22 protein-coding genes are annotated in these 24,318 nt (G+C 72.7%); 11 read left to right on the top strand and 11 right to left on the bottom strand.

All coding sequences use genetic code 11. The features are described 5' to 3' along the window. Window positions 1-53: 53 nt before the first annotated feature. Together ACIQRL_RS13625 and ACIQRL_RS13620 are read right to left on the bottom strand one after the other, a co-directional pair. The gene (locus tag ACIQRL_RS13625) at window positions 54-947 is read right to left on the bottom strand and encodes a M48 family metalloprotease (RefSeq protein ID WP_401331089.1); all 894 of its coding nucleotides are present in this window, start codon (window positions 945-947) and stop codon (window positions 54-56) included. Continuing rightward, the gene (locus tag ACIQRL_RS13620; protein WP_401331087.1) at window positions 944-1,327 is read right to left on the bottom strand and encodes a BlaI/MecI/CopY family transcriptional regulator; all 384 of its coding nucleotides are present in this window, start codon (window positions 1,325-1,327) and stop codon (window positions 944-946) included. Before ACIQRL_RS13620 ends, ACIQRL_RS13625 begins: the two co-directional genes overlap by 4 nt. 233 nt (window positions 1,328-1,560) lie before the next feature. On the opposite strand from ACIQRL_RS13620, the gene ACIQRL_RS13615 reads away from it, so the two are divergent. From ACIQRL_RS13615 to ACIQRL_RS13605, 3 genes are all read left to right on the top strand, one after another. Further along, a complete protein-coding gene (locus ACIQRL_RS13615) occupies window positions 1,561-3,066 on the top strand; it encodes a hypothetical protein (RefSeq protein WP_401331085.1) in 1,506 nt (501 codons plus the stop codon). Between the two features lie 272 nt (window positions 3,067-3,338). After that, a complete protein-coding gene (locus ACIQRL_RS13610; RefSeq protein ID WP_401331083.1) occupies window positions 3,339-4,283 on the top strand; it encodes a YbhN family protein in 945 nt (314 codons plus the stop codon). Between the two features lie 70 nt (window positions 4,284-4,353). Beyond that, complete coding sequence (locus tag ACIQRL_RS13605) at window positions 4,354-5,202, top strand: hypothetical protein (protein WP_401331081.1); 849 nt, start codon at window positions 4,354-4,356, stop codon at window positions 5,200-5,202. Window positions 5,203-6,103: 901 nt separating this feature from the next. On the opposite strand, the gene ACIQRL_RS13600 is transcribed toward ACIQRL_RS13605, so the two are convergent. From ACIQRL_RS13600 to ACIQRL_RS13585, 4 genes are all read right to left on the bottom strand, one after another. Further along, complete coding sequence (locus tag ACIQRL_RS13600; RefSeq protein WP_401331079.1) at window positions 6,104-7,468, bottom strand: sensor histidine kinase; 1,365 nt, start codon at window positions 7,466-7,468, stop codon at window positions 6,104-6,106. 68 nt (window positions 7,469-7,536) lie between these two features. After that, window positions 7,537-8,205 carry a response regulator transcription factor gene (locus ACIQRL_RS13595; protein WP_401331077.1) on the bottom strand — a complete coding sequence of 223 codons (669 nt, stop codon included), beginning with the start codon at window positions 8,203-8,205 and terminating at the stop codon, window positions 7,537-7,539. Window positions 8,206-8,209: 4 nt separating this feature from the next. Then, complete coding sequence (locus tag ACIQRL_RS13590) at window positions 8,210-8,833, bottom strand: phosphatase PAP2 family protein (protein WP_401331075.1); 624 nt, start codon at window positions 8,831-8,833, stop codon at window positions 8,210-8,212. Further along, entirely contained in the window at window positions 8,830-9,519 is a 690-nt protein-coding gene (locus ACIQRL_RS13585; protein WP_401331073.1) for a DedA family protein, read from the bottom strand. The genes ACIQRL_RS13590 and ACIQRL_RS13585 overlap by 4 nt, the downstream gene beginning before the upstream one ends. Before the next feature lie 100 nt (window positions 9,520-9,619). On the opposite strand from ACIQRL_RS13585, the gene ACIQRL_RS13580 reads away from it, so the two are divergent. The 5 genes from ACIQRL_RS13580 to ACIQRL_RS13560 all read left to right on the top strand — a co-directional run bounded on the left by ACIQRL_RS13580 (window position 9,620) and on the right by ACIQRL_RS13560 (window position 14,466). After that, window positions 9,620-10,015 carry a BlaI/MecI/CopY family transcriptional regulator gene (locus tag ACIQRL_RS13580; RefSeq protein WP_401331071.1) on the top strand — a complete coding sequence of 132 codons (396 nt, stop codon included), beginning with the start codon at window positions 9,620-9,622 and terminating at the stop codon, window positions 10,013-10,015. Next, window positions 10,012-10,941 (top strand): M48 family metalloprotease, encoded by a 930-nt coding sequence (locus ACIQRL_RS13575; RefSeq protein WP_401331070.1) that lies wholly within the window; start codon window positions 10,012-10,014, stop codon window positions 10,939-10,941. The genes ACIQRL_RS13580 and ACIQRL_RS13575 overlap by 4 nt, the downstream gene beginning before the upstream one ends. A 353-nt stretch (window positions 10,942-11,294) precedes the next feature. Next, window positions 11,295-12,887: an AlkA N-terminal domain-containing protein gene (locus tag ACIQRL_RS13570; RefSeq protein WP_401331738.1), complete on the top strand. Its 1,593-nt coding sequence runs from the start codon at window positions 11,295-11,297 to the stop codon at window positions 12,885-12,887. Continuing rightward, window positions 12,884-13,369: a methylated-DNA--[protein]-cysteine S-methyltransferase gene (locus ACIQRL_RS13565; RefSeq protein ID WP_401331068.1), complete on the top strand. Its 486-nt coding sequence runs from the start codon at window positions 12,884-12,886 to the stop codon at window positions 13,367-13,369. The genes ACIQRL_RS13570 and ACIQRL_RS13565 overlap by 4 nt, the downstream gene beginning before the upstream one ends. An 83-nt stretch (window positions 13,370-13,452) precedes the next feature. Next, window positions 13,453-14,466: a hypothetical protein gene (locus ACIQRL_RS13560; RefSeq protein ID WP_401331066.1), complete on the top strand. Its 1,014-nt coding sequence runs from the start codon at window positions 13,453-13,455 to the stop codon at window positions 14,464-14,466. A 61-nt stretch (window positions 14,467-14,527) separates the two neighbouring features. Here the strand turns inward: ACIQRL_RS13560 and ACIQRL_RS13555 are convergent, their stop codons facing one another. Further along, window positions 14,528-15,262, bottom strand: a complete 735-nt coding sequence (locus ACIQRL_RS13555) for an SIR2 family NAD-dependent protein deacylase (protein WP_401331064.1) — start codon at window positions 15,260-15,262, stop codon at window positions 14,528-14,530. A 331-nt stretch (window positions 15,263-15,593) separates the two neighbouring features. Here ACIQRL_RS13555 and ACIQRL_RS13550 point away from each other — a divergent pair, with 331 nt between their 5' ends. Beyond that, the gene (locus ACIQRL_RS13550) at window positions 15,594-16,898 is read left to right on the top strand and encodes a chloride channel protein (protein WP_401331737.1); all 1,305 of its coding nucleotides are present in this window, start codon (window positions 15,594-15,596) and stop codon (window positions 16,896-16,898) included. Here ACIQRL_RS13550 and ACIQRL_RS13545 read toward each other — a convergent pair. The 4 genes from ACIQRL_RS13545 to ACIQRL_RS13530 all read right to left on the bottom strand — a co-directional run bounded on the left by ACIQRL_RS13545 (window position 16,849) and on the right by ACIQRL_RS13530 (window position 22,759). Then, window positions 16,849-18,666, bottom strand: coding sequence for a glycoside hydrolase family 15 protein (locus ACIQRL_RS13545; protein WP_401331062.1), 1,818 nt, complete (start codon window positions 18,664-18,666; stop codon window positions 16,849-16,851). The two genes, ACIQRL_RS13550 and ACIQRL_RS13545, sit on opposite strands and share 50 nt — an antisense overlap. A gap of 31 nt (window positions 18,667-18,697) precedes the next feature. Then, window positions 18,698-20,116, bottom strand: coding sequence for a DUF2252 domain-containing protein (locus tag ACIQRL_RS13540; protein ID WP_401331060.1), 1,419 nt, complete (start codon window positions 20,114-20,116; stop codon window positions 18,698-18,700). Next, window positions 20,113-21,735: a GMC oxidoreductase gene (locus ACIQRL_RS13535; protein ID WP_401331058.1), complete on the bottom strand. Its 1,623-nt coding sequence runs from the start codon at window positions 21,733-21,735 to the stop codon at window positions 20,113-20,115. The genes ACIQRL_RS13540 and ACIQRL_RS13535 overlap by 4 nt, the downstream gene beginning before the upstream one ends. Window positions 21,736-21,862: 127 nt before the next feature. Next, a complete protein-coding gene (locus tag ACIQRL_RS13530; RefSeq protein WP_401331056.1) occupies window positions 21,863-22,759 on the bottom strand; it encodes a YhjD/YihY/BrkB family envelope integrity protein in 897 nt (298 codons plus the stop codon). Window positions 22,760-22,999: 240 nt separating this feature from the next. Here ACIQRL_RS13530 and ACIQRL_RS13525 point away from each other — a divergent pair, with 240 nt between their 5' ends. Next, window positions 23,000-23,644, top strand: coding sequence for a GAP family protein (locus tag ACIQRL_RS13525; RefSeq protein ID WP_401331054.1), 645 nt, complete (start codon window positions 23,000-23,002; stop codon window positions 23,642-23,644). A gap of 128 nt (window positions 23,645-23,772) precedes the next feature. Beyond that, complete coding sequence (locus ACIQRL_RS13520; protein ID WP_401331736.1) at window positions 23,773-24,192, top strand: DUF6325 family protein; 420 nt, start codon at window positions 23,773-23,775, stop codon at window positions 24,190-24,192. Window positions 24,193-24,318 lie beyond the last annotated feature (126 nt).

The following is a 24,318-nucleotide window of genomic DNA, read 5'->3' as shown; positions in this document are numbered from 1 at the left end:
AGCGCGACCGTACAGACAGTGGGAGCCGCGAGCGGTGGCCCGGTCTCCTACCCCTAGGGCAGCGTCTCGCCCAGCAGTCGCAGCAGATCGCCCGTGGCGTCGGCCGCGCCCAGCGCGGGCAGCGCGCCGAGCGCGAGAACGGCCGCGCCGACGGACCGCATGACGGGCGGCGGAGCGGTCTGCAGGGCCGCGATCCGGCGGGTGACGGCGTGTTCGGAGAAGTGCAGGGCGCATCCCGGTCGGGCACGCTGGGACACCAGGGCGGCACGGGCCAGGGCGCGGGCGGTCGTGTGCCGGTCCCCGACGCTGCTCGCGGCCTCCTCGTCGGCCCAGCGCTCCAACAGGAAGGCGACGGTGTCACGGACGGGCACGAGCAGCGGGTTCGCCGCCGCGGCCAGGGCGACGGCGGTCGACAACCCCGCGTGCCGGTGGGTGAGATGGGCGCGCTCGTGCGCGAGCAGGACGCGCCGTTCGGCGGGTTCCAGCGCCCCGAGCATCGCGGCCGTGACCAGGATCCGGCCCGGCTTGCCGGGGATGGCGAAGGCGTGCGGGGTCGGCGAGGCGGCGACCACGAGTTCGCTGTCCGGCGGGTGACCCTCGCAGAGCCTGAGGAGGACCCGGCGGGTCGCGACGCGCGCTCGTACGACACGAAGGAGCCGGTGGGCGATCACGGCGAGGGCGGCCACCGCCAGGACGGCGACGGCCTCCGGGACGGGCTCGGGCAGCGCCCGGCCCTCCTCACCGGCCTCGGCGATCACCGACGGCGCCTGGTCGATCAGGGTCGCCCCGAGCAGCAGCAGCGCCCAGGTCGAGGCGGCCGCGGTCAGCACGGCGGCCGCCGTGAGGACCCGGGCCGCCAGGGCCGGCGACACCCGCCTGCCGACCCCCGGGGCGATTCCGGTGAGGAACAGCGCCAGTACGAGCGGAACGTAGACGTCGATCCTCATGGCCCGGTCCCTCCGAGGAGGTCGCGCAGGGCTTCCTCCTCCTGGCGGCTGAGCCCGGTGACGAACTGCTGGAGGGCCGCGATCGGGTCGGGCCCGCGGTCGAGCGCCTCGTGCATGGCCTCGGCGGTCAGCTGTGCCGCGTTCTTGGCGGGCCGGTACGCGCCGCGCCGGCCGTCAACGTCACGGAGCACAAGGCCCTTGTCGTACAGGCGTTTGAGGATGGTGTGCACCGTGTTGTAGGCGAGTCCACCGCCGATCTCGGCCTGGATCTCGGCGGGTGTCAGCGCGTCGTCGGTGGCCCACAGGGCGGCGAGGACTTCACTCTCCAGTTCGCCCGCGCTGCGCCGTTCCACCCGTCCGTGGGGACCTGTCCCAGCCATGCCCGTCACCTTACAGCGCGTAGGGGAGCCGGAAAGGGTGCCCACGCCCGGGGCGCACGCCCCCGGGCGTGGGGGGTCGCATACCGCCCCCCGGTACTTCCTCGAATGCCCGTCCCGTTCGGCGCCTTCTTCCGGTGGGCGGTAGTTTGTCCATGATTCCCCTGGCTCCCGCCTTCACCCTACGTCTTGTAGGGTGAAGAAACCCTACAGCGTGTAGGGCTGAAGGGTGGACGATGGCCAAGACCCTGAACGTCCCGCTCATCGGCGCCCGGCGGCCCAAACCGCCGGACGGAGCGGCCCGCGTGTCCCGGTTCCCTTCTGACCTGGGCCTGCTCGCCCTGGTCGCGGCCGCCTTCACGCTCGCCCAACTGATCATCGTGCACCCCGGGATGGGTCTCGGCTGGGACGAGACGGTCTACGTCAGCCAGGTCTCCCCGCATGCCCCCGCGGCCTTCTTCAGCGCGCCACGGGCCCGCGGTGTCTCGCTGCTCGTGGCGCCGATAGCCTCCTGGTCGTCGTCCACCGTCCTGCTGCGCGTCTACCTCGCCCTGCTGTCCGGACTCGGCCTGTTCGTGGCCCTGCGCGTCTGGCGCGGGCTCTTCCCCGTGCGGGTCCTCGCCCTGGGGGGCGCCCTGTTCGCCACGCTGTGGGTGACCCTCTTCTACGGTCCGCAGGCCATGCCCAACTACTGGGTCGCGATCGGCGCCCTGGTCTGCGTCGGGTGTTTTCTGCGGGCACACGACGGCGGCCGTGACCGGGCGGCACTGTGGGGGATCGGGCTGAGCGCCGCCCTGATGGCGTGGATGCGGCCCCCGGACGCGGTCTGGGTGACCCTGCCGCCCCTCGTCCTCGCCGTGGGCGTCCCCGGGTGGCGGCGGATCCGGCCGCTCCTCGCGCTCGTCGGGGGCCTGCTGGCCGGGGCGGCCGAGTGGATCATCGAGGCCTACGTCAGTTACGGCGGCCTGGGGCAACGGCTCTCCGACGGTTCGCGCATCCAGGGCGGCCTCGGCTGGAACATCGCCGTCGGCGACCAGATGCGCAGCCTGGGCGGACGCGTGCTGTGCCGGCCGTGCACCGGCGGAATGCCGAACCCCGTGGTGATGGCCTGGTGGTTCGTCCTGCCGCTGATCGCCGTCCTCGGCCTGGTGATCGCCTTCAGGGCCCGCCGCACGGCCCCCACTCTGCTGCTCCTGGCCTGCGCCACGACAGCCGCAATCCCGTACCTCTTCATGATCGGATACGCGGCCCCGCGCTTCCTGCTGCCCCTCTACGCGCTCGTCGCGATCCCCGTCGCGGACGCGCTCGTGCACCTGGTCACCGACGCGAGCCCCCGCCGACGGCCGGTGATCGTGACCCTCGTGGCCGTCGGTCTGGCCGGACATCTGGCCGTGCAGTTCGCGGTCCTGGAGGCCGCGGTGCGGCGCACCACCGACAGCCACCACGGCTGGTCGGTGACGGCGGCGGAACTGCACCGGCTCGGTGTCCGGCCGCCCTGCGCGCTGACCGGCACTCAGTCCGTCCCCATCGCCTTCTACACCGGCTGTTCCTCCCTGGCGATCGGCGGCCACAACGCCAACGCCACCACGGAGAGCATCGCGCGTTCCGCCCGGCGCACGCCGGTCGCCGTCGTCACCGCTCCGGGGGGCAGGCCGCCCGCGTACGCCCGCACCTGGGCACCCCATCGCGCCGGTGACCTGGACGTCTACGTCTCCCCAGGAGCGGGGAGCCGTACGCCGTGACCCTTCCGCCGGAGACGCCCTCGCCGGCGCACAGCGGGCCCGCGGCCCGCGGCGGTCGAGCGGCCGGCCCCAGCCGGTCTCCCGGCGGCGAACCGGTGGGCCCTCCGACGCGAGGACAGGCCGGGAGCGCTCTGCCCGGCCGAGCGCCGGTGTCCGTGGCCGGCTTCGGCCCCGTCGCGGGACCGACGACCGACGGCCAGGGGGCGTCGTCGCCCGAGCCCGTGCCGGGACCAAGCGGGCCGTCTTCGCCCATGACGGCCGACGGCAGATGGATGACCGTCGGCAGGCGGCTGGCCGCAGGGGACGGGCGGATGGGGTGGCATGCCGGGCTTTCGCTGCTCGTGCTGCTGTGCGCCGGATTTCTCGCCCACCGGCACTGGCCGGTGATCGAGGCGGGAGCCGGCCGTCTCACCCACGCCGACCGCGGCTGGCTCCTGGTGGCGACCGTCGCCACCCTGGCGACCTGGGCGTGCTCGGCCCTCGCCCAGCAGGGCGCGGTGACCGAGCCGCTGCCCGCCGGCCGACTGGTGGCGGTGCAGTTCGCGGCCGCCTCGGCCAACCACGTACTGCCCTCGGGACTCGGCGCGGGCGCCGTCAATCTGCGCTTCCTGACCCGCTGCGGACTGCCCGTCGCCCGGTCCGCGACCGCGCTCGCGGTCAAGGCCTGCGCCGGAACCGTCGTGCGCGGCTGTCTGATCGGCGGCCTCGCCCTGGCCTGCCCCGGCGCCCTTCGCATTCCCCGGCTGACGGCGAACGCCTGGACCGTGACCGCCTGGACGACGGCTGGCGTGGTGGCCGCCGTCGCCGCGGTCCTCCTGGCCCGGCCGCTGCGGCGCGCGCTGCGTTCCGTACTGCTGGACGTCCGCGCCGTGCACGAAGTCCCGGCGCGGGCCGCCGCGCTGTGGGGCGGCTCGCTCGCCTTCGCCGCGCTGCACGCCACCGTCGTCATCGCCGTCGCGCAGGCCATCGACCTGCCGCTGTCCCCCGGGCGGGTGGCCCTCGCCTACCTCGCCGCGAGCAGCGCCGCCGTCCTGCTGCCCACCCCGGGCGGCCTCGGCTCCCTGGACGCCGCCCTCGCGCTGGCCCTCACCCTCGCCGGAGCGCCGGGCGGCGCGGCGGCCTCGACGGTTCTCGGCTACCGGCTGCTCACCGTATGGCTTCCGCTGCTCCCTGGGCTGGTGGCGCTGGGGGTCCTGATCCGCCGCCGGGTGCTGTGAAGGAGGGGCGCGCACGGGGGCGTACGCCAGTCAGGATGCGTTCAGGCTCCCGCTGACACCCTCGGGCCTCATGACCTACGAGACAACAGAGACCTCCGGGACTCCTGAGGCGTACGGCCGCACCGGTGCCCCGCGCTCCGCCGGGCCGAGCCTGCGCTGGAACAAGGTGCCCGAAGTCACCGCGTACTTCTGGATCATCAAGGTGCTGTGCACGACGGTCGGCGAGACCGCGGCCGACCTCCTGAACGAGAAGCTGGGCATGGGCCTGACCGGTGTCTCGCTGCTCATGAGCGGGCTGCTGGCCGTCGTCCTGGTGGTCCAGTTCCGTACGAAGACCTACCGGGCGGGCGTGTACTGGCTCGCCGTGGCGCTCATCAGCGTCGTGGGGACGCTGATCAGCGACAACCTCACCGACAACCTGGGCGTGCCGCTGGAGACCAGCACCGCCGTGTTCGCGGTCGCCCTGGCCGTCACCTTCTTCGTCTGGTACCGCCGGGAGGGGACGCTGTCCATCCACAGCGTCGACACGCTCTCCCGCGAGGCCTACTACTGGCTCGCCGTGCTGTTCACCTTCGCGCTCGGTACCGCGGCCGGTGACATGGTCGCCGAGAAGATGGCCCTCGGGTACTGGGTCTCCGCCGTGCTGTTCGGTCTCGCGATCGCCGCGGTGGCCGTCGCGCACTTCGCGCTCGGCCTGAACGCCGTGCTGAGCTTCTGGATCGCGTACATCCTGACCCGCCCGCTGGGCGCGTCGATCGGCGACTACCTCTCGCAGCCGACCGGCGACGGCGGCCTGGGCTTCGGCACCGTCGTCACCAGCGTGCTGTTCCTGGCGGTCATCCTCGGTCTGGTCGTCTACCTCTCGATCACCCGCCGCGACGTCGCGACCGTCGAGGAGCCCGCCCTTCAGGCGAGCTGACCCCGCACGGTCCACTGGTGAGGCAGGCCCGCTTCCGGAGACTTCCTTCCGGAGACGGGCCCGCCTCCGGCCGTTTTCACGGCGGAGACGGGTTGGTTCGCGGCCGGTTCAGCCGAGAGGTGGCCAGACGCCCGAGGGCTCGCAAGCGTGCCGGTCTCGGGCCGGATCCCCGGGAGGTGGCCCGATGCCCGAGGGACCGGGGCGGAAGTGTGCCGGTCCCGGGCCGTTCGCCCGGGAGGTGGCCCGGGCAGCCGCAAGCTCGCCGGACCCGGCCCGTCTGCGCGGTGGGTGGCTCGGTCTGCGACGGGCGTGCGGGAAGTGTGCCGGACTCCGGCCGGTTCGCCCGGGAGGTGGCCCGGTGTCCGAGGGGGCAGCCGCAAGCTCGCTGGACCCGGCCTGTCTGCGCGGTGGGCGGCTCGGTCTGCGACGGGCGTGCCGGAAGCGAGCCGGACCCCGGCCGGTTCGCCCGGGAGGTGGCCCGGTGTCCGAGGGGGCAGCCGCAAGCTCGCTGGACCCGGCCCGTCTGCGCGGTGGGTGGCTCGGTTTGCGACGGGCGTGCGGGAAGTGTGCCGGACTCCGGCCGGTTCGCCCGGGGTGGCCCGGTGTCCGAGGGGACCGGGCCGCAAGCTCGCCGGACCCGGCCCGTCGACGCGGTGGGCGGCTCGGTCTACGACGGGCGTGCGGGAAGTGTGCCGGACCCCGGCCGGTTCGCCCGGGAGGTGGCCCGGTGTCCGGGGGCCGGGGCTCAATCGGCCTGCCAGCACGCCCGTCGGCCGATTCACGTCCGACCGCGCCTCACCGTCCGACCGCGTGTGTTGCCGCACGCACCTCGGCCGGTCGTCCCGGAGGCCGGCCGGTCTCCGGGACGACCGGGCCCGAGGCGGCCCCGGCACCGTGCCCCTCAGCCCGACGGAAGGCCGACCACGAACGTCGCGCCCGCGGTGCCCGCCTCCTCGTGGAGCACCTCGCCTCCGGCGGAGCGGGCCAGGCGTCGCGCGAGCGGCAGACCGAGGCCCGCTCCGCCGTGTCCGTCCCCGGGATCGGCGCGCCGACCCGGCTGGAAGAGCTGCGGCGTGAACGACGCGGGTACGCCGGGCCCGTCGTCCGTGACCTCCACCCGGACGCCACCGGGCCCTCTGTCGGCCCGCAGCTCGATCCGGGCGGAGGCGTGCCGCAGCGCGTTGTCGAGCAGGGGGCTGACGATGCGCTCCAGCAGGGCGTCCGGCACCCCGGCCACGAGGCCCGCCTGCGGGCCGGTGACGACGATCTCCACCGCCGGCCGCGCCGAGACGGCACGGTCCGCGAGCCGGCGCAGTACGGGCCCGACCTCACTGGTGCCCGGCGCGGCGGACGCGCCGTCACGGGCGTCGTCGAGCAGCGTGTCGCAGATCGTGCGCATGGACCGGGCGGCGTCCGCTATGGCCTCCTGCGTGGTCCGGGTCTCCTCGGCGGAGCGCGGCCGGGACTGCCACCAGTCGAGCTCGGCGATGATCCGGGCGAGGGGATTGCGCAGCTCGTGCGACAGCTCCTGGGTGAGCTGCCGCTCGTGCCGGAGCAGGGCCCGGATGCGGTCGAGGAGCGCGTCCAGCGACCCGCCCAGCTGGGCGAGTTCGACGGGCCGGGCGATGCTCCCGAAGCGTTCCTCGGAGGCCACGGCGCTCCACCGGGTGGCCTGGTCGGTCATCGTGCGCACGGGACGCAGGGCGCGCCCCACCGCGAGGCGTGTCAGCGCGTACGTGCAGGCGAGCATGGCCGCGTCGAGGGCGAGCGACGCGAAGAGCAGGGTGTCGGCCGAACTGCGGTACGGGGACAGGTCCAGGGCGGTGACGACGGTCGCGCCGGTGCCGGTGCCCGGTACCGGTCGCGCGCACAGCCGGACCGGGCCGTGGGCGCGGGCGGTGACGCAGTGGGTCCCGCCCCGCCCGGCGAGTGCGTCGGCCGCGCGGGTGAGCGGGCCGACGGCGGTGGCCGAGGGCGGCTTCTCCAGGAGGCGGTCGCCCGCGTAGATCCACACGTTCGCGTCGAGGAGCTCCTCGCCCGGCGTCTCCAGGACGCGCACGCGGGCGCCGCTGGTGTCGACGGTCGCGGCGACGGCGGTGCCCCGGGTACGCAGCTCGTCGTCCGCCTGGTGCTGGAGGTGCTGTCGTACGACCGTGTTGAACGCCACCGTGAGGATCACCATCAGGAGGGTCGCGGTGGTCAGCGCGACCAGCGAGAGCCGGCCCCGCAGGGTGTGCGGCCGCCAACGGGAGGCGAACGTTCTCATGGGCGGGCGCGCGCCTCCGGTCGTGAAACCCGCCGCGCCGGCCGGCCGGGCGGGTGAAGGAGCGCGTTTCATGACAGCCGGTGACCGATACCGCGCGCGGTCGTGACCGTCAGCTCGCTGCCGCCGTCCCGCAGCTTGCGCCGCAGCCGGGTCAGATACTGGTCGAGCGTGTTGTCACTGACCTGAGCGCCCTCCGGCCAGCCGGCCCGGATCAGCTCCCTCCGGCTGACGATTCCCCCGGACGCCGCCATCAGCGCCGCCAGCAGACGGAACTCCGTGGGAGTCAGGCCGACGCGACAACCCCGCACGGTCAGGCTGTGCGCGACCGGGTCCAGCACCAGGTCACCGGTCGTGCCGGACGGACCCGGTCCGGCGCGCTTGAGGGCCGCCCGCAGCCGGGCCGCCAGCTCCGTCAGATGGAACGGCTTGGGCAGATAGTCGTCGCCGCCGGCCGAGAAGCCGGCCAGCCGGTCGGTGAGGTGGTGGTGGGCGGTCAGGAAGATCACGGGGGACGGGAAGCCGTTGGCCCGGATCGCCTGGCACACGTCCCGTCCGTCGGCGTCGGGCAGGCCGACGTCGAGGACGGCCGCGTCGATGTCGTCCCCGGCGAGCCGCAGAGCGGTCGCGCCGTCCTGGGCCGGCACGGTGTCGAAGCCCTCGTCCCGCAGCCCGCGCCGCAGGACGTCACGCAACGCGTGGTCGTCCTCGACGACCAGGATCCGCCGGCGCGTGCTCACCCGCTCACCCGCTCTTCGCGAGCCCGGGCGCGATGAGCAGGGCTCCGAGCCGAGAGGCGGCCAGCGGGTGCCCCGACACGTCGGGCAGCCTGCGCAGGCCGGCCGTCATCGCCATCGCGACCAGCGCGCCGACGAGGACACCGACCGCGACGTCGTGCGGATAGTGCACCCCGACCCAGACCCGGGAAGCGGCCATGGCGCCCGCGGCCACGACGGCGATGCCGCCGAGGCTCCGCGAGACGAAGAACAGCGCGACGGCCGCCGCGGCCGCGATCGCCGCGTGATTGCTGGGGAACGACCAGTCACCGGGCGCCGGGCACGCCTCCAGCGTCGCCACGTGCAGGCTCTGGCAGGGCCGGTCCTCGCGCACCAGCAGTTTCAGGCCCAGATCCACCACGTACGCCACGACCACGACGACCGGCACGGCGAGCGCGGCCAGCGCGGCCCGCGGGCTCTCGCGCCGCGCCCGCCACCAGCCGAGCAGCATCAGTACGGCGAACAGGCCGAGCCCGTACGTCGACCACACCGACACCACGCTGTCGAGCCACGAGGGGGAGTCCTGAGCGAGATCGGCGACGTACCGGTAGGCGGAGCCGTCGATCGAGGAGCCGTCGAAAGCCAGGATCATCCCTGGACCTCCTTGCTCGCCGCCGCCTCTCGGCGGGAGCGGTACAGCTCAGCGGCGAGCGGGGCCAGGGACACGAGGACGATGACCGCGATGATCGGGAGCAGATAGCGGTCGACGTTCGGGATCGACGATCCCAGCGCGTACCCGGCGAGTGTCAGGCCGATGCTCCACACGAGGCCGCCGACCACCTGCCACACGGTGAAGGTCCGCACGGGCACGCGCAGGGCGCCCGCCATCGGGTTCAGCACCGTACGCACGACCGGGACGAAGCGGGCCAGGACGATCGCCTTGGCGTAGCCGTACCGCTCCAGCAGCTCCTCGGCGCGCTGCGCGCCCGACTGCAGGCGGGGGGAGGACGTGCGGGCGAGCATCGCGCCGCCGGCCTTCCGCCCGATCAGGTACCCGGTCTGCGCGCCGATCAGCGCGCCCACGGCCGCGGCGACAAGCAGCGGGGGGAGCGACAGCTTCGGACCGTTGTGCCCCGATCCGGTGCACAGCAGGCCCGCGGTGAACAGCAGTGAGTCCCCGGGCAGGAAGAAGCCGATCAACAGGCCGGTCTCCGCGAACATCACCATGCCCACCCCCAGTACGCCGAAGGCGGCGAGCAGGGACTGGGCGCTGAGAATATTCACGGCGAGGTGTGACGCTGTGAACAAAGATGCGGCCATCGTCGCGGGCCCTCTCATACTGGGACGGGCGGGCACGGTCGATACTCGTACCCGACTGACTACAATTCTGTAGACGGTCTACTGAACTGTAGACGATGGCGGGGTGAGGATCGTTCCCATGAGCAGTGACAAGGACGAGCGCCGACCGGCGGGCGAGCTGGAGGCCAGTGTGATGGCGGCTCTCTGGGCCGCCGGTGTGCCGCTCACGCCCGGCCGCGTGCAACGCGAGCTGGACTCCGGTCTGGCCCGCACGACGGTGACGACGATTCTCTCCCGGCTGCACGAGAAGGGCATCGTCGGCCGCGAGCGGCTGGGCCGAGGTTACGCGTACTTCCCGGTCCAGGATCCGCACGGCCTCACCGCGCGTCGCATGCACAGCGAACTCGACCGGGACGACGACCGGGGGACGGCCCTGGCCCGCTTCGTCGCCCAGCTGAGCCCCGACGACGAGCGGCTCCTGCGGGATCTGCTGGAGCCCGGTCTCGACGCACGTCCGGAACCGGGTGAGGGATGATCCTGCTGCTGCTGATCCCCCTGCTTGTCCCCTTCGCCCTGGGGCCGCTGGCCCGCCGCTGCCTGGACCGGCTCGCCCCGGTGGCCGCGCTGTGGGCGGTGACCCTCGCGCTCGTAGTGCTGGCCGTCGCCTCGGTGGCCTCACTGGGCGCGCTGGTCCTGACCGGGCTGCTGAAGCTGCCCCTGCTCGCGGGCCTCGGCAACCTCGTCCACCCCCTGCACACGGCCTCGGACTACGTCGTCCTGCCCGCGGCCGCCGCCGCGACCGGCGCCCTCACCCTCGGCGCCTGGACCGTCGTCCGATCGGCCCTGCGCCAGTTGCGCGCCTTCCGCTCCGCGCGCAGCCAGGCCGACCGCCGTCCCGCCGCGGGCGACCTGTGCGTCATCGAATCGCCGCACCCCGACGCCTACGCGCTCCCGGGCCGGCCACATCGCATCGTCGTCACGACGGCGATGCTGCGCAGCCTCGGAGCCGACGAGCGCGAGGCTCTCTTCGCCCATGAGCGGGCCCACAACGCCGGCGGCCACCACCGCTTCCTCGTCGTGGCCGAACTCGCGGCCCACTGCCACCCGGGCCTGCGTCCGGTCCGCGCGACCGTCGCGCTCTCGGCCGAGCGCGCCGCGGACGAGGCCGCCGCCGTCGCCGTGGGGGACCGCAGGCTGATCGCCCGGGCCATCGCCCGCGCGGCCCTGGCCGTCGGCGACGCCCGTTCCGACCGTCCCGACTTCGCCCCCGCGGCCACGACGGGTCCCGTTCCCCAGCGGGTCGCGGCCCTCCTCTCCACCCCGCGGCACCGCCCCCGCGCCGCCGCCTGGATCGCCCTCCTCCTCGCCGCCTGCGCCGCCGTCTCGGCCGGTGCGTCGGGGGCGGGTGTCCTCGCCTTCCACCACGAGGTGGAGGTCGCGCAGGGCGAGGAGGTCCGCTGACGGGTTCGGCGGTGCGGGTGTCGGTTCGGCAAGCGGTCCGGCGCGCGGTTCGCCGGATCTGTTTCGTCGGATGCGGGCGGTGTCCCCGGCCCGCCGACGAGCTCCGGCGCCGATCGCCCGGTACCGGTCCGCCGAGCGTCGAGCCGGGTCGGGCGGGGCCGGGTCTGGTGGATCGGGCGGGTCGGGCGACGGTTCGGGATCGCGTGCGCGAGAGCGGATCGGCGGCTCCGGGGCGCGTGCGCGACAGGACGGAGAAGGGGGCGCGGGCCGGTCGCAGGCCGGGCAAGGTAGATGTCGGATTCTCGCCAGCCCAGCCCTCCGGGGTGTCCGATGCTTGAGGCATGCAGAACGGGATGCACACGGACACGGAGCGCTGCGTGCGTGCCGTCCAGTCGAAGGACGCCCGCTTCGACGGATGGTTCTTCACGGCGGTGACGACGACGAGGATCTACTGCCGGCCGAGCTGCCCGGTCGTGCCGCCGAAGCCGCAGAACATGACCTTCTACCCGAGTGCGGCCGCCTGTCAGCAGGCCGGATTCCGGGCCTGCAAGCGGTGCCGCCCGGACACCAGTCCCGGCTCACCGGAATGGAATCACCGCGCCGACCTGGTGGCCCGCGCGATGCGGCTGATCGGCGACGGTGTCGTCGACCGCGATGGCGTGCCGGGTCTGGCCACCCGGCTCGGCTACAGCACCCGCCAGATCGAGCGGCAGCTCCTGGCCGAGCTGGGCGCCGGGCCCCTGGCGCTGGCCCGTGCCCAGCGTGCCCAGACGGCCCGGCTGCTCATCGAGACGACACCGCTCCCGATGGCCGAGATCGCCTTCGCCGCAGGCTTCTCCTCCATCCGCACCTTCAACGACACCGTCCGCGAGGTCTTCGCGCTGTCCCCGAGCGAGCTGCGCGCCCGCCTGCCCAGGAACCGGGCCGGAGCCACCGCGGGAACCCCGGGCACGCCCGGCGTCCTGAACCTCCGGCTCCCCTTCCGCGCCCCGCTCAACCCCGACAACCTCTTCGGACACCTCGCGGCGACCGCAGTACCCGGCGTGGAGGAGTGGCGCGACGGGGCGTACCGGCGGACCCTGCGGCTGCCGTACGGGCACGGGATCGCCGGACTGACACCGATGCCGGACCACATCGCGTGCCGCCTGACCCTCAGCGACCTGCGCGACCTGTCCGTCGCGATCAGCCGTTGCCGCCGTCTGCTGGACCTGGACGCCGATCCGGTGGCGGTCGACGGCCAGCTGCGGACGGATCCGCTGCTGGCGCCGCTGGTCGACAAGGCCCCCGGCCGCCGGGTACCGCGCACGGTCGACGAGGCCGAGTTCGCCGTACGGGCCGTACTGGGGCAGCAGGTCTCCACGGCCGCCGCGCGGACCCACGCCGCGCGCCTGGTCACCGCGCACGGCGATCCGGTGGACGACCCGGAAGGAGGCCTCACCCACCTCTTCCCCTCGCCGGAGGCGCTCGCCGCACTCGACCCCGAGTCGCTTGCGATGCCCTGCACCCGACGCACCACCTTCACCACCTTGGTGAGCCAACTCGCCGAAGGAACACTGCACTTGGGAGTGGAGAACGACTGGGCACAGGCCAGGGCCAGGCTCCTCGCGCTCCCCGGCTTCGGCCCCTGGACCGCAGACGTGATCGCGATGCGCGCCCTCGGTGACCCGGACGCCTTCCTCCCCACCGACCTCGGAATCCGGCGCGCGGCACGGGAGTTGGGGCTCCCGTCCACCCCCGCGGCCCTGACGGCCCGTGCCGCGGCCTGGCGCCCCTGGAGGGCCTACGCGGTCCAGTACCTGTGGGCGACGGACACCCACCCGATCAACTTCCTCCCCTCACAGGCCGGCACCCCGAACCCCGCACGCACCACGAAGCCGACTCCAGGCACGCACGCTCCACGCACATCACGCACTCCACGCACCTCACGCATCAAGGACGCCCAGTGAAACGGCACACGGTCATCGACAGCCCCTACGACCCGCTGACGCTCGTCGCCGACGACGACGGTGTCCTGTGCGGCCTGCACATGGTCGGGCAGCGTCACCGCCCGCCGGAGGAGAGCTTCGGCGAACGCGACGACACGCTCTTCGACGAGGTGGCGGAGCAACTGCACGCCTATTTCGAGGGCGAGTTGAAGGAGTTCACCGTCGAACTGCGCATGTTCGGGACGCCCTTCCAGTGCAGCGTGTGGGACCAGTTGCGGCAGATCCCCTACGGCGAGACCCGCTCCTACGGCGAACTCGCGGAAGCCCTCGGCAACATGGGCGCCTCCCGGGCGGTCGGCCTCGCCAACGGCAAGAACCCGATCGGCATCATCGTGCCCTGCCACCGTGTGATCGGCGCGAGCGGCAGCCTCACCGGCTACGGCGGCGGCCTGGACCGCAAACGGCAACTCCTGGACTTCGAGAGCGGATCAGCCCTCTTCTGACCCGGCTCGGCGCGCCCGCGCCCCTGCGGCCTTCTCAAGGAGACGGCTCCGGGGGTGTCCGAGGTGTCGGCTAGGGTGCGCGGATGATATTCGGGCGTGGGCGGCTCGCGGCCGCTGTGGAGAGGTTCGAAGCGGCTGTACAGGCCCAGGACGGGGACGCGGCGGAGGATGCCCTCGCGCGGCTGACGCGTGGTTTCGGCAAGGCCACGGACTCCGAACTCCGGGCAGCGGGGCCCCGGCTCGCCGCCCTGCTCGGTGAGGTGCCGCCCGGTCCGCGAGCGAGGGTGGCCGTGCTGACCGGGGCGTGCGTCGAGCGGGGCGCCGACCCGGTGGCCTGCGCGCCCGCCGTCTTCGCGGGCGCGCTGGACGCCTTCGAGCAGGCTGCCGTCTTCTGCGAGCGGTGGGCGGCCGACGGCCGCGGCAAGCTGCCCGGTCACGAGGGAGAGGGCATGGAGGAGGCCGACTTCGAGCGGATCGGCTTCGAGCCTGTCATGGCCTGGCAGGCGCTTCCGCAGTTCGAGCCGGCCTGTGTGGCCATGCTCAACTCGCCGCGGGTACGCCGTGAGGTGCCCGGCCGCGAGGGGCTGCGCGCCGCCGTCGCCCGGGTCGCGGACCTGTCCAGAGATCCGTTCAGGTGTCTCGCGTACGCCCTCGCCGTCCTCGACGACGAGCCGCTCGTCGCGCTCGACCGCGCCACCGGCGCGGGCTACGCGCTGCGTGCCTCCGGCATCGGCGACAACTTCCAACTGCACACGCTCCTCGCCGACGCCCTGATCGGCCGGGGCCTGGTGAAGGGCGAGGCGCCGTCGGCCGAAGCGGTCGCCCGCTGCCGCGACCGGGCCGGGATGGTGCCGACCACCGGATCCTTCAACCTGGTCGGCGCCGACGGCGAATGGATCTGGAACGAGGGCACACCGGCGGACATCCCGGTCGTGGACGGCGTCCGGCTCGTGGTCATCGACCCACCCCCGTACCGGCGGAGCTGGAGCGCCGGCCGCTTCTTCCCCGGCATGACCGGCGAGCTCGTGTTCGACCACGCCCTCGCCCCGGAGCAGTCGGCTGCCCTGCTCACCCGAGTGGCCAAGTCCGTCCACTGACACGGGCAACGCGGGCGACCCCAGGTCCGACCCGGGGGCGCCGCCCGGGTGACCGCGCGTTTCAGTCCCCTTGGGTACGCAGCCCGCGCAGCAGTGCCGGCAGCGCGGTGCCGATCGGTTCGCGGATGACCTCGTCGGCCCGGTCGTCGTACGGGGTCGGTTCGGCGTTGACGATGATCAGCCGGGCTCCGTGGTCGGCGGCGACGCCGGCGAGACCGGCGGCGGGCTGGACCTGAAGGCTGCTGCCGACCGCGATGAACACCTGGCAGGCCTTGGCGATGGCGGCGGCCTGACCGAGGACGACGGGGTCGAGGCGTTCGCCGAACATCACGGTCGCCGGTTTGAGGATGCCGCCGCACTTCTGACAGTCCGGGTCGTCCTCGCCGGCGTCGACCCGGGCGAGGGCGTCCTCCATGGGCCCGCGCGCGTGGCATTCGGTGCACACCACGGTCCGCGCGGTGCCGTGCAGTTCGAGCACCTTGCGGGCGGGCATGCCGGCGAGCTGGTGGAGTCCGTCGACGTTCTGCGTGATCACGCGTACCGGAACGCCGGAGCGCTCCAGCTCGGCCACCGCCCGGTGCGCGGTGTTCGGCTCGGCTTGGAGCGCACCGTTCTCGCGCCGCATCAGCCACGCCCGTCGCCGGATCTCCGGATCGCCCATGTAGTACTCGTACGTGACGAGCTTCTCGGCCTCGGGGTCCTTCCGCCACAGGCCGTTGGGGCCGCGATAGTCAGGGATTCCGGAATCGGTCGAGATGCCTGCGCCACTGAGGAGCGCGACGAGGGGCTTGGTCATGGGGTGAGGGTAGGGCGCCTGTCCGGTTCGGGCGAACGGATAAGCGGGGCGCCTGGGCGGGAGGTCCGCGCCCGCCCGTGCGGGAGGGGGAGGCGCGTCCACCCGGAGGGTTTTCGGGGCCCGGCGCGCGGGCGGCGCGGGTGCGGCCGGTGTCGTGGGTACGCTCGCGCTCGACAGCGCGATCCCCCGCAGAACCCCTCCGAGCGGACGTAGGAGAAGACCGATCACCGAGCCGAGGTCCGAGGAGGCCGAGCCCGTTCCGGGTGGCGAGTCCACCGGGGCCGAGTCCGTTCCGGGCGACCAGCCCACGGAGGCCGCGCGGCTGAGGGACATGCTGATGCAGCCGGGGTACCGGCGGGCGCTGGTGTTCTGCGCTCTGATCGGTGTCCCCGTGTCGCTGGCCGCGTTCTGGTTCCTGGTGCTCCTCCACCAACTGGAACATCTGATGTGGGCGCAGTGGCCGCACGATCTCGGGTGGTCGGATCCGCCGTGGTGGTGGCCGCTTCCGCCGATGCTCGTGGCGGGCCTGATCGTTTCCCTGATCGTGCTGTGGATTCCGGGCCGGGGCGGACACATCCCGGCCTCGGGCCTGCACGCCGGCGGGGTGTCTAAATCCGCGCTGCCGGGTGTCGCCCTCGCCGCCCTGGCCAGCCTTCCGCTGGGAGCCGTGCTCGGGCCCGAGTCGCCCCTGATCGCGCTGGGCGGCGGTCTGGCGCTGCTGTTCAGGGACCTCGTACGCGCTCCCGCGACGCAGGCGAGCACGGCGCTGCTCGGTGCCGCGGGCGCCGCCGCGGCCATCTCGGCGATCTTCGGCAGCCCCCTGGTCGCCGCCGTGCTGCTGATGGAAGTCGCCGGGGTGGGCGGGCCGCAACTGTTCGCGGTGATGCTTCCCGCCCTGCTCGCCAGCGGAGTCGGCGCCATCGTGTTCACCGGCTTCGGCGACTGGACCGGACTGCAGACCGGGAGCCTCAGGATCGGGCTGCCGGCGCCCGCGACCCTCGACGCCGGGGACGTGTTCTGGTCGGTGCTCATGGCCTTCGTCATCGGGGTCGGTATCCACTGGGTGATCGTGGGCGGCCGGTACGCGGCCCGTTCCGTCTCCGCGCACACGTTGCGGACCACGGTGCTCTGCGCACTCGGCGCGGGCGGCTGCGCGGCGCTCTACGCGGCCCTGACCGGGCGCTCGCCGGCCGAGGTGGCGCTGTCCGGCCAGACCACCCTGGCGCAACTCGCCGCCGACCCGCACGCGTGGTCGGTCGGCAGCCTGGTGGCGGTACTGGTGTTCAAGGCCATCGCGTACGCACTGTGCCTGGGCAGCCTGCGCGGTGGTCCGGTGTTCCCCGCGCTGTTCCTCGGCGGCGCGATGGGAGCCCTGCTCGCGCCGCTCCCGGGGTTCGGCGTCGTGCCGGCCATGGCGGCGGGTATGGCCGCCGCCTCCGCCGCCGCGCTCCGGCTGCCGGTGAGCGGTGTCGTGCTGGTCGTGCTCCTGGTGGGCAACTCGGGAACGGTGCCGGTGATCGTGCTCGCCGCCGTGGTGTCCTTCGTGACCGTGGAACTGCTGCCGCAGGGCCCGGACATCCCGCCCTTCAGGGACGCAGCCGGTCGAGTGCCTCGTCCAGCGTCGTCGCGGCCATGATGAGGGAGAGATGGGTGAAGGCCTGCGGGAAGTTGCCCAGTTGCTCCCCGCTGGGGCCGATCTCCTCGGCGAACAGGCCGACATGGTTGGCGTACGTCTGCATCTTCTCGAAGGTGTAGCGGGCCTGGGGGAGCCGTCCCGCCCGGGCGAGCGCGTCGACGTACAGGAACGTGCAGAGACTGAACGTCCCCTCGGAGCCACGCAGTCCGTCCGGCGAGGCCTCGGGGTCGTAGCGGTAGACGAGGCTGTCGGAGACGAGGACCCGGTCCATGGCGTCCAGGGTGCTCAGCCAGCCGGGGCTGCGCGGGGAGACGAAGCCGACGCGAGGAGCCAGCAACAGGGACGCGTCCAGCACGTCGCCGTCGTAGTGCTGGACCATCGCCTGCTGCTTGTCGCTCCAGCCGCGCGCCATCACCTGTTCGAAGATCGCGTCCCGGGCCGTGGTCCAGCGGACGGTGTCGGCCGGTCTGCTGAACTCGGCGGCCAGCTTCAGGCCCCGGTCGAACGCGGCCCAGCACATCACCCGGCTGTAGGTGAAGTCCTTGCGCCCGCCGCGGGTCTCCCAGATGCCCTCGTCGGGGCGGTCCCAGTTGTCGGAGAGCCAGTCGAGGATGCCGGCCAGCCCCTTCCAGCCGTGGTAGCCGGCCCGCTCACCGACCGCGCGGCCCTCGGCCAGGGCGTAGAGCGCCTCGCCGTAGATGTCGAGCTGCAACTGGTCGGAGGCCGCGTTGCCGACGCGTACCGGGGACGAGCCGCGGTAGCCCTCGAAGTGTTCCAGGATCTCCTCCGTCAGATGCGGGTCGCCGTCGACCCGGTACATGATCTGGAGGACTTCGTCGTCCGGTCCTTCGCGCGCCTCCAGACGGTCACCGATCCAGCGGGTGAACTGGTGCGCCTCCTCCATGAAGCCGAGGTCGAGCAGCGCCCGCACCGACAGCGAGCCGTCCCGCACCCAGGTGTACCGGTAGTCCCAGTTGCGCTCACCACCGACCTGCTCGGGCAGCCCCATGGTGGGGGCGGCGACCGGCGCGCCGGTCGGGGCGTAGGTGAGGAGCTTGAGGGTGATCGCGGAGCGGTGCACCATCTCCGTCCAGCGGCCCCGGTAGTTCGAGGTGCGCACCCATTTCTGCCAGAAGTCGACATTGCTCCAGAGGCCCTCGGTGACCGTGTCGACCGTGGGCAGCGGCGGCGCTTCGCCGTCCGGCCCGCACACCGTGAACACCACGCCCGCCGACTCGCCGTTGTCCAGGGTGATGCCGCCGCGCACGTCCTGGCCGTCGCGTTCGAACGGGATGTTGCCCTGGAGATAGGCGACCGCCCCGGGGGAACGGAACGTCGCCGTGCCGGGGGCCAGGTCGAGTTCGTGGCTCGCCCGCGCGTAGTCGAACCGCGGACGGCACTCGAGACCGAAGTGCACGGTGCCGCGGACCGAGCGGACGATGCGCACCAGGCTGTGCCGGTCGGTCGGGGTCGGGCCCGGCAGGACCGGCATGAAGTCGATGATCTCGCCCACGCCGTCCGGGGACATGAAACGGGTGACCAGGACCGCCGTGTCCGGGTAGTAGAGCTGCCGCCAGGTTCCCTCGGGGTGGTCGGGCGCGAGGCGGAAGTAGCCGCCGCCGTCGTGGTCCAGCAGTGAGGCGAAGACGCTGGGGGAGTCGAAGCGTGGAGCGGGGAACCAGTTGACGACTCCCTGGGACGACACCAGGGCCGCGGTCTGCAGGTCCCCGACCAGGCCGTGGTCGGCGATGGGCGGATAGCGATCCATGCTGGTCTCCTTGTCCGGCTCGGCAGGCTCGTCAGGCCGCTTCGGCCTTGACGCGTCCTGAGCGGACCGCGTCGACGAGTGCCCGGTGGTCCTTCTCGTTCTGGTCGGCGTAGCTCTCGGCGAACGGGACGAGAGCCCGGTCGAAGACATCACCCCCGCCCAGATAGGAGGCGATGGCGATCCGGTCGCCCGACCTCGCGTGGGCGCGGGCCAGCGTGGCACCGCACAGTTCACCGAAGGCACGCATGCCGGACGGCACCATGGCCTCGGGTTCGGCGATCCCCTTCCAGTCCCGCAACTGCCGTACGTAGAAGTCCCGTCGGCGGCCGTCGATGCCGTCGGCCCGCTCCCAGCCCAGGAAGATGTCGCTGGTGGCCTGCATGAGCCGCTGGCCGGCGACCACGCGCTCGCCCTGCGTCCGGAACTCGCTGGCGCCGGCGAACGGCGCCAGCACCGACTGGTCGGCCTCCTTGGCCTGGAGGAGCAGCGGATCGGAGTCGTCGCGGCCGAGCAGGAGGATGATCCAGCAGCGGGTGCCCACACTGCCGACCCCGACCACTTTGCGGGCCACGTCGGCGATCTCGTACTGCTCCAGCAGGAACCGCCGGTCCGAGTTCAGGCTGCGTCCGTAGCGTTCGATCAGCCGGCGGATCTGCTTCTCCAGCGCGCCGCGTTCGACGTCGGGAAGCAGGTCCTGCAGCGGCGTGATGAGCGGCGGATCCGGGGCGATGCGAGCCTTGCCGTCGACCAGGTGGGTGAGCTTGGCGAAGGCCTGGAGGCTGTCCCTGGTACGCGCCTTGGCCGTCGTCCTCGACCAGCGCTCGCGGCCCCGCGCGCTCAACTCCCCGGCGATATGGGTCCGTACCCAGTCCTCGTCGAAGTGCGTGTACCACACGGGGAGATTGCCGAGACCGGCGAAGCGTCTCATCCACTCGCGGTACGACCGTACGGTCGCCCGGACGATGTCGGCGCGCTCCTTGCTGCCGAAGCCGTTCGCCCGGCCCGCGATGACGAAGCTGGCGGACAGCCGCTTGACGTCCCACTCCCAGGGGCCGGGCAGGGTCTCGTCGAAGTCGTTGATGTCGAACATCATGCGGCGCTCGGGCGAGGCCAGCAGCCGGAAGTTCAACAGGTGGGCGTCACCGCACAGTTGGACCCTGATCCCGGACCGGGGGGTGTCGGCGAGGTCCCCGGCCATGATGGCGGCGGCCCCGCGGTAGAAGCGGAAGGGCGACTCGGTCATCCTGCCGTAGCGGATCGGCACGAGTTCGGGCACCCGGGTCGCCGACTGCCCCTCCACGACGTCCACCGGATCGGTCCGCTTCGACGAGGGGACGAAGTCGGCGTGGCTGGAGCGGGGTACGGCGGAGCGGGCGGCCTTGCCGAGCGCGGCTCGCTGCGCCGGGGTGTGGTGCGGGGGGTGGCTGTCGGCCGGGTGCTTGGGGGTCATTGCAGACGCTCCGCGATGTGGTCCCCGACACGGAGTGCGTTGGCGATGGCGGTCAGTGAGGGGTTCACCGCGCCGATGCTCGGGAAGAAGCTCGTGTCGACGACGTAGAGGTTGTCGAGGTCGTGGGCCCTGCAGTTGATGTCGAGAGCCGAATCGGCGGGGTCGTGGCCGAAGCGGACCGTTCCCGCCTGGTGTGCCGTCGCGCCGATGGGCATGCCCTTGTGCAGATAGATGCTGTGCGACAGGAGATGGTGTTCGCGCATCCCCAAGTGGCCGAGCATGCGCTGCAGTTCGTGACGCAGGCGCTGGAGCCCGGCGATGTTGTTCTTCTCGTCGAGGGCGAGGTGGATGGCGCCGTCCCCGTCCAGGGTGACGCGGTTGTCGGCGGTGGGCAGGTCCTCGCCGCACAGCCAGAAGTCGACGGCGTGGTGGGCGAGTACCTCGAACGGCATGTCGGGAGCGACGGCTCCCGCCCAGCGGGGCGCCTCGCCGTGGATCTGCTCGGAGTCGGACTTGCCGAGCATCTGGATGCCGCCGAGCGGGTAGTCCCAGTCGTCGGACCCCAGGTACCAGTCGTGCAGCGCGAGCGTCTTCTGGAACTTGGTGTCGTTCGGTTCCTCGGATATGGCCATCAGGGCAAGGTTGTTGTGCCGCATGTAGTGGCGGCCCACCACGTCCGAGCTGTTGGCCAGGCCCCGCGGATGGCGGTCGTTCGCAGAACGCAGCAGCAGCGCGGCCGAGTTGACGGCACCGCAGGCGACGATCACGATGTCCGCGCTGAACTCGACGGTCGAGCCGCCCGCCGCATCGTCGCCGCCCCCGTCCGCGCCTCCGGCGTCTTCTCCCACCGTCGCGACGACGGAGGTGACGCTGCGGCCCGTGGGGTCGGTGTCGAGCCGTCGTACGTTCGCGTGGGTGACCATCTCCACGTTGGGGTGTTCGAGGGCCGGGTCGACGCAGATGACCTGCGCGTCGGACTTCGCGCCGACCAGGCAGGGAAAGCCGTCGACGCGGTCGCAGCGGATGCAGGCGCTGGTGTGCGTGGCCCGGCCCCGGTCGTCCTGGGTGAGGTTCACCCCGATCGGGAGGTGGAAGGGGTGCAGCCCGCGCTTCTCCAGGTCGTCGCTGAGCTGCTGGATGCGCGGCTCGTGCTGGACCGGCGGACAGGCGTACTGGGCGCTTGCCGGCCCCTCGGTCGGGTCCTCGCCGTGACGGCCGTGCACGAGGTAGAGGTGTTCGGCCTGGGTGTAGTACGGCTCCAGGTCCGCGTAGCCGAGCGGCCACGCGGGGGAGACTCCGCCGTGGTGGCGGAGCTCGCCGAAGTCCTCCGGACGCAGCCGGAAGAGCGCGGCGCCGTAGAACTTGGTGTTGCCGCCCACGTAGTAGTTGACCTCGGGCGGGAACTGCTCGCCGTGCCGGTCGTACCAGAACTCCGGAGCCCGGTACTTGCCCTTGACGAACACCGCGGTGGAGTCCCAGTTGTCGCGTTCGCGGGGGAGATAGCCGCCGCGTTCGAGGAGGAGAATCCGTTTGCCGGTGGGAGCCAGCCGGTGGGCGATGGTCCCGCCGCCCGCGCCGGTCCCGATAACGATGACGTCGTAGTGACGTGAGTCGGTCATGCCGGCCACCGCCCTTGGATCGTGGTCCTGGCCTGCCGGTGGAGGAGGGCATCCGGCCCTGCCGGAAGACGAGGGCATCCGGCCCGATCACCAAGGTAGCTCTGGGCGATATGTCCGGCGAGTTGAGCTAATCGGGCGAGCCCAGGCGGCGGACCACGGCGGACTCCCGCGCGATGACGGCACCGGCGGTGATGCCCACGGAGATGACGACGCACAGTCCGATCAGCCAGGACAGCACGGTGAAGACCGCGCCCAGTGATCCGTAGCGTTCCAGGCTGTGGTTGAGGGCGTTGGGCACGTACACCTTGGCGATCACCGACAGCACGGTCAGGGCCACCCCGGTCACGATCGCGCCGGGCAGCAGCGGAAGCCACGGGACGCGCCCCGCGAGCAGCAGGTGCTGGGTCCACCACCACACGCCGATCTCGGTGACGAGGAGCAGGGGGAAGCCCAGCCAGGACCCCACGCCGAAGCCGGTCCGCAGCGGTCCCTGCAGGGCGATGACGGCCAGCAGGGTCACGATCCACACGAACCAGCGCCAGACGGCGATCCGCGCGCTCGCGGCCGGCAGCAGCCAGGCGCGCTGACAGAGCCGCTGCATCGCCCGGCTGCACGCGGTGGCGGAGAGCAGCACCATCAGGAGGCTCACCGCCCCGGTGCTCTGCCGCAGGCCCGCGGAGTCGGCGCCGTACACCTTCTTCAGCTGCTCGTCGGCGGAGCCGGTGATGCCGAGGATGTCGTGCACGGAGTCGACGATCTCCTTGCGTACCGACTGAGGGGCGAAGGAGGCGACCACGAAGAGCAGCGGGACGGCGGTCAGGAAGGCCTGGGCGGCGAGCCGGGTCGCGGAGTCCAGCAGGTTCACCGCGATGAGATGGGAGGAGAGGCGGGTGATCACCGGGAAGCGCGTCTCGGCGCCGGAGCGCAGCCCCAGCAGCCGGGCCCGCAGCGCTGCCGACCGCTCGCGCAGGCGGCTGCGGCCCCGGCCGCCGCCGTCCGGGCCGGGTCCTTCGCCTGCGTGCATTCCGCTCCCCGTGCCGGGTCTTGGCCGCGCACCCCGTCGAGGGTGACCGAGCCACCAGGGTGCAGCCCGGCGCGCTCGCCGGGCGCCCGGCGCGAGTGCCGTTGGGCCGTACGGGAGTGCGCCGCGAGCCGCGACGACCAGGGCGGATGCGCGGATTTGTGGACGCGGGCGGGGGAGGTGACGATGAAGGCATGCGCGATGCCGCGGCCGCGAGCCGCGCGAGACCACGCGGAGGCGGCGATGGTCCTTGACCTGCTCCTCATCGGTCTGGTGATCGCCCTGGACCCGCTGCCGGTCACCGGATTCGTGCTGGTGCTGTCGTCGCGGAACGGGATCTGGAAGGGCCTCGTCTTCATCCTCACCTGGCTGGCCACCTTCGTCGGCATCATCGCCGCGGTGCTGCTCATGACCGGCGGGCAGCCACCGGCCGCGAAGTCCGCGCCGTCCACGGCCGCGCTGGCCGCCAAGCTCGCCATCGGCGTCGGACTCGTCCTCTACGCGGAGCGCACCCGCCGCAACCTCGGCAAGCGGCAGAGGTCCTCCGGCTTCATGTCGCGGATCGAACGGATCTCGACCTGGTCGGCGGCCGGGCTGGCGCTGCTGCTCCAGCCGTGGGGGATGGTCGCGGCCGGCGCCGCCACCGTCGTGGAAGCCGACCTCTCGCACGCGTCGTCGTACGCGGCACTGATGGGCTACGTCCTGCTCGCCACTTCCAGCATCCTGACGATGGAGCTCTACGCGACGTTCGCGCCGCGATCGGCGCACGCCCGGCTGGGGAAACTGCGTACGTGGCTGGAGGGACACCAGGACCAGGCGCTGGTGTCGCTGGTGCTGTTCCTCGGGCTGTGGCTGGTGGGCAAGAGCATCTACCAGCTGACCGCCTGACCCCCTGACCCCCTGAAAACCCGAAATGCGGCGGCTTGCGTCCGATGCTGCAATGGCATGGACGAGGGGCAGGGGGACCACCATGACCATGCAGGGGTGAAGCCGTGAGCGAAGATGAATTCGTCGAGATGGGACCGATCGACTATGTGGTCGTGGAGTTTCCCGGCAACCGAATGACCGGCGAGGGATTTCCGATCCTGGTGGATCTGGTGGACCGCGGCGTCATTCGGATCCTCGACCTCTTGTTCGTGAGAAAGGACAAGGACGGATCCGTGGTCGGCATGGAGATCGCGGATTTCGACGGAGACGGGGCGCTCGACCTCGCCGTCTTCGAGGGCGTGTCCTCCGGCCTGCTGGGCGAGGACGACATCGAGGAAGCCGGGCGGGCCCTGGAGCCCGGCAACTCCGCCGGAATCCTGGTCTACGAGAACGTGTGGGCGGCGCCCTTCGCCACCGCCCTGCGCCGGGGCGGTGCCCAGATGGTCGCCTCCGGGCGCATCCCGGTACCGGCCGTGCTCGCCGCGCTCGAGGACACGGACGCCGGATAGCCGGTTCTCCCCGATCCGGCTTCGAACCGGCAGCGGGGCCCCCCCCCCCGCGGGGGGGGGGGGGGCCGGGGGGGGGCCCCCCCGGGGGGGGGGGGGGCCCCGCCCCCCGGGCCCGGGGGGAGCCGG

The organism is Streptomyces sp. NPDC091209 (assembly GCF_044757755.1).
In the GTDB taxonomy this organism is placed as follows: Bacteria; Actinomycetota; Actinomycetes; order Streptomycetales; family Streptomycetaceae; genus Streptomyces.
The sequence above is the reverse complement of the archived record's forward strand: the minus strand, read 5'-3'. Positions and strand labels throughout refer to the sequence as shown.